The 11,406-nt window shown below is 42.5% G+C and carries 5 protein-coding genes; 1 reads left to right on the forward strand and 4 read right to left on the reverse strand.

The features are described 5' to 3' along the window. Nucleotides 1–22 precede the first annotated feature (22 nt). The gene (locus M2448_RS11985; RefSeq protein ID WP_280646257.1) at nt 23–4,870 is read left to right on the forward strand and encodes a DNA repair ATPase; all 4,848 of its coding nucleotides are present in this window, start codon (nt 23–25) and stop codon (nt 4,868–4,870) included. 267 nt (nt 4,871–5,137) lie between these two features. On the opposite strand, the gene M2448_RS11990 is transcribed toward M2448_RS11985, so the two are convergent. From M2448_RS11990 to M2448_RS12005, 4 genes are all read right to left on the reverse strand, one after another. After that, nucleotides 5,138–6,376, reverse strand: a complete 1,239-nt coding sequence (locus tag M2448_RS11990; RefSeq protein WP_280646256.1) for a glycoside hydrolase family 5 protein — start codon at nt 6,374–6,376, stop codon at nt 5,138–5,140. Between the two features lie 97 nt (nt 6,377–6,473). After that, a complete protein-coding gene (locus M2448_RS11995; RefSeq protein ID WP_280646255.1) occupies nt 6,474–8,282 on the reverse strand; it encodes a glycoside hydrolase family 2 TIM barrel-domain containing protein in 1,809 nt (602 codons plus the stop codon). Nucleotides 8,283–8,295: 13 nt separating this feature from the next. Further along, a complete protein-coding gene (locus tag M2448_RS12000) occupies nt 8,296–9,801 on the reverse strand; it encodes a hypothetical protein (protein ID WP_280646254.1) in 1,506 nt (501 codons plus the stop codon). 27 nt (nt 9,802–9,828) lie between these two features. After that, on the reverse strand, nt 9,829–11,406 hold the full coding sequence (locus tag M2448_RS12005) for a RagB/SusD family nutrient uptake outer membrane protein (protein ID WP_280646253.1): 1,578 nt from the start codon (nt 11,404–11,406) through the stop codon (nt 9,829–9,831).

Below are 11,406 nucleotides of genomic sequence, written 5' to 3' on the forward strand. Positions count from 1 at the left end.
AGAATTTATATAGTTTAATTATATGCAAGATTTGGAACAAAACAAAGCTGCTGAATCACTGGAAGCAGGCACTTATGAAATCATAAGAAAACGCCTGCAAACCCAGAAAGACGCGTTATCTACCCGTCTCAATTCACTGAATGAGGCGCGCAAAGACGTGTTCACTTCATCAGACCTCACCCTGATAGCAAACCAACGCATAAATACGGAAAACAACTGTGTTTCGAGGGGCATTATGGCTCTGGGAAACCTCTATATATTCGGGTACAATGTCCATTTCGGATTGCGCACCGATATACAGCTGAGTGATGTTTTCAGCATCTATACACTCGAAAACAATCAGTTTGTTCCGCAGACTTTGGAGTTGATAGACGATCCTGTATTCATTACCGACTATAAAAATCTGTATAAATACTACAGGGATTCGATCTTTTCCAAATTCAGGCGTACAGAGAACTATCTTTACATGGTTTTCCAGACCAGCAAAAGCATAGATGGCCTCAAAGCCTTCAAGTGGCTGATAAAAGGAAACAAGCTGATCTATCAGGACGACCGTAGCATACACGAAGTAGTAAAAGCGCCACAGTTTGAGTTCAAGTGGATAAAGACTACCCTCGAAGACCGTCGTCTGGGTGTCTATCCGCACGTATCTATCCTCGATAAAGTCTTCATCGAAGCTGTAGGCGGTGACATTACTTTCAAAATAGAAGATAATACACAGACGGGAAAAGGCATATATTCCGAAAAGGTAGAGAATAAAGACCAGCAACTCGACGATGCCGAATACTACTATGCCGATCTGGGAAATCTCATTCTGGTAAGGATAAAACCGTATCAGGAAGATTTCAGGACATTTGTATTCAACACACGCACCAAAGAGGTACTCAATATAAAGATGCTCAACGATGCAGGAATACTCCTGCCCGACAATCATGGTATCATATTTCCCAACGGGTATTATCTCCAAAATGGCGACCACAAGATATTTGAAAGCGAACTGAATAATCTGGAATTTTTCCGTAAAGTGGCATCACCTAACGGCGAAGACTTCCTTTACATATTCTACCAGAACGAGCGGAATATTTACGTCATCATGTCGTACAACATCATCCGTCAACAGGTAGAGACACCGATTATCTGCAACGGATTCACCCTGTCTCACGATGGTACGCTGATATTCTTCCGTAGCGAACAAGAGGCCTCCAGGCATCATCAGGTACAGATATGGCAAACCCCCTACTCTGCCCGCCTGATAGAAAATTATGAGAAGAAGGACAACATTCTTTACAAAATCGGCAACAAGGACATTGTAAAGGCAATGGCTGAATGTCAGGAAGTCATTCACCTGATCAACAAGGAAGATACCTACGAAGGTCTTTATGAAGACATTGTAAAGAAATCGAATGATATTGTCGATGCTTACTTCTGGGTATCGGACGAAGCTACGTATAAACTGGCTGAACCACTGGTAGAAATAAAAGAGATTGCCAACACAGCCATCGACGAGTTCGAGAAGGTCAAAGCACAGAAGAAATACGCAGCAGATATACTGGAAGCAACAGTTAACAAAGTAGATGCACTGCTATTCTCTATCAAAAATGCAAAATTTGATTCGCTCGATAAGCTGGTTAAACTATTGGCCGAAACCCGCAGAATGCAGGGTGAAGTCATAGAACTTAATAATCAGAAATACATAGACACCGGCAAAATAGAAGAGCTGAAAGAAACGCTGATAGCCACAGCCGGCAAACTGTCGGACAAAACTGTCGAATTCCTGTTGCGCGATGAAGCTTTGATTCCGTACGAAACAAAAGTAGCAGATCAGAAAAAAGAAGTCGAAAGCGTCCTGAAAGTAATAGATGCCAACAAGATAGAAGAGAACTGCAAGTTGATATCTTCCGAACTGGAATTGCTTATAGACATACTCAACAGCCTGAAAATAGACGATACTACCCAAACCACTAAGATCATCGAAAAAATATCACTGATATTTGCATCGCTGAACGAGGTCAGGGCGCAACTGAAAAAGAAAGTAGATTCGCTGAAAAACAAGGAAGCCGCCGGAGAATTCCGTGCTCAGCTTACCTTGCTCGAACAGAGCATCGTCAACTATCTGGAACTGGCTACATCACCCGAAAAGAGTGATGAATATTTCACAAAGGTTAGTGTACAGATAGAAGAACTGGAAAGTAAATTTGCCGACTTCGACGATTTCATTGTTATTATATCCGACAAGCGGAACGAGGTAGTAAAAGTATTCGATGCGCGGAAAGCACAGTTGATAGAACAAATCAACAGACGCACTTCTTCTCTCGAACAAATCGGTCTGCGTGTACTGAAAAATGTAGAAAATAAGGCACAGTCTTTCAAATCGAAAGAAGAAATACAAGCTTTCTACTCTACCGACCTCATGGTCGACAAAGTACATAAGCTGGTTGAAGACCTGAAAAATCTGGGAGACGTATCGAAAGCCGAAAATCTGGAGAACAGCCTCAAGACTTCCCTCGAAGATGCGCTGCGTATATTGAAAGATAAGTCGGAGCTGTTTGTAGACGGTGAGAATATCATTGCACTGGGTAATCATAAGTTTGCCGTAAACAAGCAATCACTCGATCTTACAGTGGTAAGACGCGACGACAGGCTGCTCTATCACCTTACAGGGACTAACTTCTACCACGAAATGCAGGATGGCGATATAAACCGCTATCGCGATATATGGGAGCAGGAAGTAGTTTCCGAAAACAATCTGGTTTACAGAGCCGAATACCTTGCTTATCTGGCATTCAACGAAAGTCTGAAATCAAAAGACTTCAATCTGCAACAGTTTATTTCGGGGCGGGTAGAACAGAGCTATTCCGAATCGTATATGAAAGGCGTACACGATGCTGATGCGATTACGATCTTCGAAAAACTTACTTCGATACATCAACAGTTGGGACTGTTATCGTTCCGTCCGCAGGAACGTGTCGCTGCACAGTTGTTCTGGCACAGCGTAGATCCTGAGGATAAGAAACTACTGAACGGACTGATTGTCTCTGCTAACAATGTATTGAAGGCATTCCCTGCATCAGGAAATTATCAGTATGTTATCAGAGAGATACAGGAAATGTTTGTGAAATGGAACACGCGCTTCAATTTCTCTAGAATGAGTCCTGAACAAATAGCAATATATCTGTTCTGTGAATTTGCCGAAAATCCTGAATTTACAGTGAGTGAACAGGCACAGGAGCTGGAAAAAGAGTTTACAGCTTACTTGAAAAAACAGAAGTTGACCGAGAACTTCAAAACTGATCTTGCCGAAGATTCGTTCAGCGATGTAGAGCGTTTCTATCTGGTACGCAACTGGTTGCTATCATTCATCGACCTATCGGAGAAATACAACAAGTATAAAAAATACGTGGGCGAAACATCTTGCCTGCTATTATTGACCGATTTCCGCTACGAGTTGAGGCGCAGTCCCGACCAGATCGAGATTGCCGACCTCAGAGGTAGTCATCCGGTGATCGTAAACAATTTGTATTCGATAGATTATCACGACTTTATTCAGAAATTGACTCATTTCTACGAAATCAGTGTACCTACATTCAATGAATTTACACAACTGAAAGACAAGATGATAGCATCTTACAGGAAGTCTCTGAAAATAAACGAACTGAAACCACGTGTACTTACATCTTTTGTCCGCAACAAGCTCATCAACCAGACGTATCTGCCGTTGATAGGTGCTAACTTGGCTAAACAGCTCGGCGTGGCGGGAGACAACAAACGTACGGCACGCATGGGTATGTTGTTGCTGATATCGCCTCCGGGATATGGTAAAACCACCCTGATGGAATATCTGGCAAACATAATGGGGCTGAACTTCGTGAAGATCAACGGGCCTACCATCGGTCATTCCATCACATCCATCGATCCTGCCGAAGCCAAGACTTCGGGAGCGCGCGAAGAACTGAAAAAGATAAATCTCGCTTTCGAGATGGCTGATAATGTAATGCTCTACGTAGACGACATCCAGCACTGTAGCTCGGAGTTCCTGCAAAAGTTCATTTCGCTTGCCGACGGGCAACGCAAAATGGACGGTATATTTGAAGGAGACAGTAAGACCTACGATTTGCGCGGCAAACGCTTCTGTGTGATCATGGCGGGTAACCCGTACACCGAAAGCGGCGAGAAGTTCCAGATACCGGACATGTTAGCCAACCGTGCCGATGTGTACAATCTGGGTGATGTGATCGGAGGCTCCGATACATTGTTCAAACTCAGTTTGCTGGAAAATGCAATTGTGGAAAATCCGTATATGCAGAAGATAGCAAGCAAAAGCTTTACAGACTTCTACAATCTGGTAGACTATGTGGAAACGAAAAGCGAAATGATGCCCGATCTCGAAGGCAACCATATGCAGCAGGATGTAGACGACTTCATTGCAGTAGTGAAAAACAGCCTGTCGATAAGAGATATAGTATTGAAAGTGAATCAGAACTATATTGCCAGTGCAGCCATGCAGGATACTTATCGTACCGAGCCTTCTTTCAAACTGCAAGGATCGTACAGGGATATGAATAAGCTGGTAAGCCAGATTGTTCCGCTAATGAACAAGAAGGAGATAAGCGAACTGATTCTTACCCACTACGAAAGCGAATCGCAAACACTGACAGCAGACAGCGAAGCAAATATACTGAAACTAAAAGAGATAGCAGGTCTATTATCAGGTAGTGACAGCGAACGCTGGATACACATCAAAGAGATATTCAACAAAAATAATAAATTTGGAAGTATCGACCAGAATAACCAGACAGGACTGGTTATTGCCCAACTGGCAGAGTTTAACGACAATCTGGAAGGTATCAAAAAAGCTATTACAAAAAAGTGAATCATTTTTAACTAACTTCACAAACAAGGAAAGGCTGCCCCTATTGGAGCAGCCTCACCTTTTCAATAATACATGAATAACCTCCCTATCATTCAGCAGGGCTATTAAGTTCTTATATTGCCACGCCTTTTAAGGCGTGGATAAAGGATTATCTAAAAAAAGGACTTTAGTCAAAATTTGGCTAAAGCCAGTTCCAAATTCTCAATCCTGTTCCTCCACTTAAAAGTGGAGGCAATTAAAGATAAAAAACTTAACAGCCCTTCCTATTCAGGGTTTCATACCTAAAGCCTCTGTATAACCTTTATTTTTTGTGCAATTAGCAAACTTCATGTTGTCAAGGAGGTCTGTCATTGCTTTTTTCACCACCTCAGTATCAGGGCGCACCTCACGTATCTTTGCAAAACTACTCCGGTCTGCCTTTGTGTATTCCACAATCACATCCCAGTTTTCGGGTGTAGGAATAATAGCCATACATGCCCGCTCAGCCATCTTCTTATACGGCCAGAAATGCCAGCCTATATTATTATTTTCGAGCATACGCCTCATACCTCCAACCCATTCGTCCGTATTTTCACCTGTTTCACCCATATACATCGGCAGGTTAACGCTGTCGCGGAAATTTATCAGATCCCCTATATGAGAAGCCAATGTATCGCACTTGTAGCGATGACAGGTGTACATCAGATTATCATCGAACTTAGAGTCTTTAAACACCTTAAAGTTGTTGTTCCACTGCGCACCACCGAGCAAGACGATATGATTCTTATCTACTGTGCGTATAGAATCTACACACCTTTTGTAAAGCGGCTCTAACTCTGTATTCAGTTTATCATAGTCGGGTCTGAAATAATGGGCAATAGGCTCATTTACCAGATCATAACCCAAAATGATAGGTTCATTGGCATAACGTGCAGCTATCTGTTTCCAGATATCACAGAACAGCTTTTTGCTCTCTTCGTTGACAAACAGCCAAGGATAACCGTAACTATCGTCGATATTATCTCCTGTTTGCCCACCGGGTGCTACGTGCATATCCAGAATCACATAAAGCTCTTCCTGACGGCACCATTCCAGCAGTTGATCGAGTATCTCAAATCCGATCTGCCCTTTATCTTTTCCCATATAGTTGTCATCGGTAAACAACTTATAGTGAAAAGGCACACGAACCGAATTCATACCTGTTCCCCTGATGTATTTTATGTCTTCATGCGTTATATAATTCTTTCTGAATTCCTGCCAGAACCAGTTTGTAAAATCGGGTCCGGTCAGTTCACTGAACGCATCATTTATCAGCCTGTAGGAATTTACATCCTTAAAGAATAACATATATCCTTCGGGATTAAGCCAGTTACCGAGATTAATACCTTGTATCAGAAATTTCTCTCCATTAGGCTTAATCAGATTCTTACCCTCTACCCTGATATATTTATTTTCCTTTACATCTGACTTTTTAGAAATAAAACTCAAAAAAAGAAGAGGCAATAGCAGATATATTAACTTTTTCATTTCAAATATCAGATAATTGTTTTCCTGAGAAAAAAGTAGCAGATTTGTACAATCTTCACAAAAATTAATCTGCTACTCTTTCACCAACCCTAAATAATTACTTTTTCTTGAACCACTCCTGAAGCACGTAGAAAGCCAGCTTACGGTCGCCACGATCGGAGATAACACCCTTCCTGTTAAATCCGTCCTGAACGTTAGGCAACAAGCGTCTCGATGATCGGAAATCTTTCAATATCCAAGGAGAGATACCTGATACATAAGGCATACGCTCATCTATCATTCTCAGTGTTTTACGATACAGTTCTGCCTGATATTCTTCTGTCCATATCTGGCTTACATCACCATGATGACCGAAGACTGCCTCGCCGCCAAACTCGCTTATCATCAACGGCTTTTCGTAATCTACTTCCCATTTCACACGATCGAGTTTTTCGTTTGTGCCGTCATACCAGCCAACATACTGGTTTACACTGATAATATCAACATACTCACTCATATTGTCGTTAATAGAAAGAATCTCCTTCGATTTGTCCTTACGTTCCATTGCCATACTGATAAGACGTGTATTGTCTTTTTCGCGGGCATATTTTGCCAACGATGACAGGAATTTGTCGCGAGGATCGCTATGAGGAGTTTCGTTTGCTATAGACCATACGAAGATATTAGCACGATTCTGATCGCGTTCTATCATTTCGTCCAATTGGTTCAGTGCATTTGCATACACATAGTCTTTCTCCCAATGGATAGTCCAGTACACCGGAATTTCCGACCATACCAGTAAGCCCATCTTTTCAGCCAGACGTACCATTTGTTCGTTGTGCGGATAGTGAGCCAGACGCACATAGTTGCAACCCAGATCTTTTGCCCAGTTCAGCAGTGTGCGGTCTTCGTCCTCACTGAATATTCTGCCATTGCGGAAAGCCGCTTCTTCGTGAATGCTTATGCCTTTCATGAAAATTTGTTTTCCATTCAGGAATATCTCACGACCACGCGTTTCTATTGTTCTGAATCCTATCTCATCATTTACCTTATCGGTAGCTGACGATACTAAAACGTCATACAACTTAGGCGACTCTGGCGACCACAGGCTAGGTGTAGCCTTCACTTCTACAGAAGCCATACCCGAAGCATCGGTAGTCAGAGTTTGTTTTATTTTCAGTTCAGGAATCTCAATAGTCACTGTCTGTCCGGCTGTTTTAGCTGACATACGGGCTTTCAGTTCCAATGTATTTGTTGTACCTTTCTTCAACTGAACTTTGTACGACTGAATAAAAGTCTGAGGCAGTTCTACCAGCATCACATCGCGAGTAATACCTCCATAGTTGAACCAGTCAAAATTGTTTGTAGGTACGGCATCAGCACGACGCTTATTGTCTACTTTCACGACCAGCTTGTTATTACCTGATTTTACAATATCGGTAACATCGAAATTGAACGGTGTGTAACCACCTTCGTGTTCTCCTACCTTCGTTCCGTTAAGGTATATCTTCGTATCGTAGTTAGATGCTCCGAAGTACAGATATACTTTATTGCCCGACTTGGGTGTGTACAGGAACTGCTGTCTGAACCAGATTGTTCCCTCATAAAGGAAAAGATTGTCGGAATGAGTATTCCAGTCTCCCGGAACGGGCATTACCGGCGCCGTATCGAAGTCGTACTCCTTCCATGTGCTAACATTATCTACCTGATGGTCTTTGAAGAATCCATCGGGATTCGGCATACGCCGATAATCATAGTACCCTGTTTCGAGTGGGTCTACTACATAGTGCCAATAGCCGTTGAGACTGATTCGGTGCCTGTTGTAAACGTTTTGCACAAGCGGATCGAGCCCTTGTGTAGTCTGACCGAAAGCCAGCAGATTACAGAACAAGACAGCGAACACCAATAATTTACTTTTTAGTCGCATTGTATTATATTTTTTAGTTAATTAATTCAATGTTGTCGAAATAGAATATTCCCGGACTAGCCTGTACATTTGAGGCATACGACCCTCCGAATTGTATCACCCATGTATCGAAGGTGGTAATGGCTGCGCTGCCTGAGAAATCGAATACCAATTCTACCCATTTACCAAAGTCTGTAGATGTCAGTGTCTTAGTAACGATTGCAGTCTCCGATGTTTTCTTACTGTTTACCAAACGTACTTCTACTGTCGGTTTCAGATTCACCCCGTCATAGTTGTTGGTAGTTGGCAGATAAACGTGCATTTTCAGTTTATTCTTATTTTCCAGATCGAATGTATAATTGCGTGTCAATGTAAGCTGTTCGTTGCTGCCCGTTCCGCGTACTATACGTACAATAGAATCTGACGGATTCGGGTTTGTCATGCTTACATTACGTACAACTGAGTAGGATGGAAGCCCCCATGTATTATTACCCATACCGGACAATACAAATGTCAGGGATTTAGAGACTTCTTCAAATCCTTCGTCTATCGTTTCTTCTTTCGGAGGATCTACTTCTGCCGGTTTCTCAGGTTCAATAGGGTAACCTTTCGGTACAAGCAGATAGTGGTCTTCCCACTTAGCGGTAGCACGCGATGCAGGGTACGATTCTTCGTGAACTACGCGCAGATAGTTTTCACCGATAGAGTCTATTCTATATTCGATATCGGATGGTTGATTTCCTCTATAGAAGAACATATAAGCTCCGCCTGTAAGTTTCAGATAATAAACATCTTTTCCGCTCTGTTCGCGTTTTGTTATCGACCATTTTTGTGGCTGCGTACCCGGTGTATAGTTTACAATAAAGTCTCCTTTTGGCGATGATGCCACTCCCGTTACCGTACCCATTTCTTTCAGTTGGTTAATGCGGTATTGTGCAACGCCGTCAATAGTACCTCCATGAGAGTATGATTGTCCATGATTTTCGTAAACGCATTCTGCGCCCAATAGTTTGAATGTTATTTCATCGTCATACATTCCTGTTCCTGCATAGAAAAGCGGTGCTTTCTTGTCGTCAGATTCCTGTCCGGTCTGACGTTTCCACAGACGCACATGACCTGTGCGAAGCGAATCGAGTACCCATGTTTTACCATTCAGAGCTGCAACTCCACCTGTTAAGAAATCATATACGGGATCGCTTACCAGTGCCATATTGTCCTGTGTGATTTTGATATCACGGGATACAGTTACTTCTTTTGCTCCATCGTAATATGTCATTTTCACTGTGTATGTACCTGTGAAAGCATAGCCTGCATATACAGTGTCTCCTACTGCCGACTGCCCGTTTCCTAAGTCCCATTTAGGAGGCAGTACATCTCCTAACAGGCCGTTTATAAACATAAAGGAATTGTCGTCGGCCATATCTACAACCTTGATACGTCCATCGTCCGGAATTGGTTCAAAATCCATTGCCGGATTATCGGGTGAACATGCCCACATACATGAAAGGGCTATGATGACAAGTGATATTATTTTTTTCATATCATTTTATATTTAATCAGTTACGGATTAATAACCCGGATTTTGCTGCAATTTATAATTACTATTGATAATCTCGGATGTAGGTATCGGCAATAAACCTTTAGCCGCATAATTGAACTTCTGTGTATATACATCATTTCCGGAAGGATCTGTTTCGTCGATCTGCTGTTTTGCATAATCTATACCTCGACGCATCAAATCCCAGTAGCGAAGTCCTTCACAGGCAAATTCAAGATCGCGTTCTGCATAGATAAGATCTAAACTAACCGAAGGTACACTTGTTGCATTACCCATAGAACGTTGACGAACTTTGGTATAATAATTCAATGCTTTACCAGTGTCACCTCCTTTAAGATTAAGTTCTGCTGCCATCAGCAGAATATCCGAGAAGCGGATAACAGGATTGTTGTACGGATAATTTACACGCACATCGCCTTTGTTTGACTGAAATTCTTTCAGAGCTGCCCATTTGCGTGGGAATATACCTGAATCCTGATAACCTGCTTTATAGCTCACACCTTCTTCTTTCGGTACCACAAAAGATGCTGCTTTGCGTGCATCGGCATCGCTGAACGTTTCGTAGTAAGCTTTAGATATAGGTGCAAACGACCAACCATCAGCATAGTGGGATTTGTCGCCTGCATTGAGGCGCATAGACCACAACAGTACCGAAAGGTTACCGTCCGCTACTTCGCGGTTCGAATTGTCCCATCCCTGATATGATTTTTCAGAGTGTTGAATTTCAAATACAGATTCTGCATTATTTGCATTCTTCGGAGAGAATAAATCACCGTATTTAGGCAATAGTCCGTGACCACTGTTGTTGATAAGGTCTTCGCTGATGCTGATTATATTTTGCAATGTGATATCACCCATCTGAGTTTGATTATAATAACCGGTGTAGTATAACCACGAGCGTATCAGTAATCCCTGTGCGGCGCTCTTTGTCACTCGTCCCAATTCTGTTGCAGGAAGATTTTTGTATGGCTTCAATACCTGCATAGCCTCTTGCAAATCGGCTGCTATTTGTCCGTAAACGGCCTCGGGAGAAGCTTGCTCCTGAGTGTATTCTTTACTTGACAACGTTTTGGTTATCAGTGGCACATTACCGAACAGGCGTACCAGATCGAAATAGAAATAAGCACGCAGGAACTTAGCTTCGGCAGCATAGCGGGCACGATTTTCTTCCTTATCGAACTGTGCATCCGGCAATTTCTCAAGAAGCAGATTGGCACGATAGATACCCGAATAGTATTTTTTCCACAGTGAGCGCACATTGGTAACATCGCCATTAAGCGTACCTCTGTTGAATCGCTCCATAGTAGCTCCGTCAGTGGCATTGTCGCCTCCGGCATAACAACGGTCACCCATAACTTCGCTGATCCATTCGAACGGAATACTACCCGCTCCTGTGCCCGGTGTATTTACAGCACCCCATTGCAGTACATCATATACCGATACCAGCCCCGAGAAGCATTCCGAATCGTTCTTATAATAATTTGTTTCCAGTTCTTCTGTTATCGGCTTCAGATCGAGTATGTCGCCGCAAGCCGTCATAGACAGGAATCCTGCCAAAATGATAATATATTTTAATCGAGTTTTCAT

Origin of the sequence: Dysgonomonas sp. PF1-14, assembly GCF_029892965.1 — a bacterium.
Lineage (GTDB): Bacteria > Bacteroidota > Bacteroidia > Bacteroidales > Dysgonomonadaceae > Dysgonomonas.

What these genes read in the sequence shown, in the direction of transcription:
- M2448_RS11985 (WP_280646257.1), top strand. Translation starts at nt 23, where the DNA reads ATGCAAGATTTGGAACAAAACAAAGCTGCTGAATCACTGGAAGCAGGC.
- M2448_RS11990 (WP_280646256.1), bottom strand. Translation starts at nt 6,376, where the DNA reads ATGAAAAAGTTAATATATCTGCTATTGCCTCTTCTTTTTTTGAGTTTT.
- M2448_RS11995 (WP_280646255.1), bottom strand. Translation starts at nt 8,282, where the DNA reads ATGCGACTAAAAAGTAAATTATTGGTGTTCGCTGTCTTGTTCTGTAAT.
- M2448_RS12000 (WP_280646254.1), bottom strand. Translation starts at nt 9,801, where the DNA reads ATGAAAAAAATAATATCACTTGTCATCATAGCCCTTTCATGTATGTGG.
- M2448_RS12005 (WP_280646253.1), bottom strand. Translation starts at nt 11,406, where the DNA reads ATGAAAACTCGATTAAAATATATTATCATTTTGGCAGGATTCCTGTCT.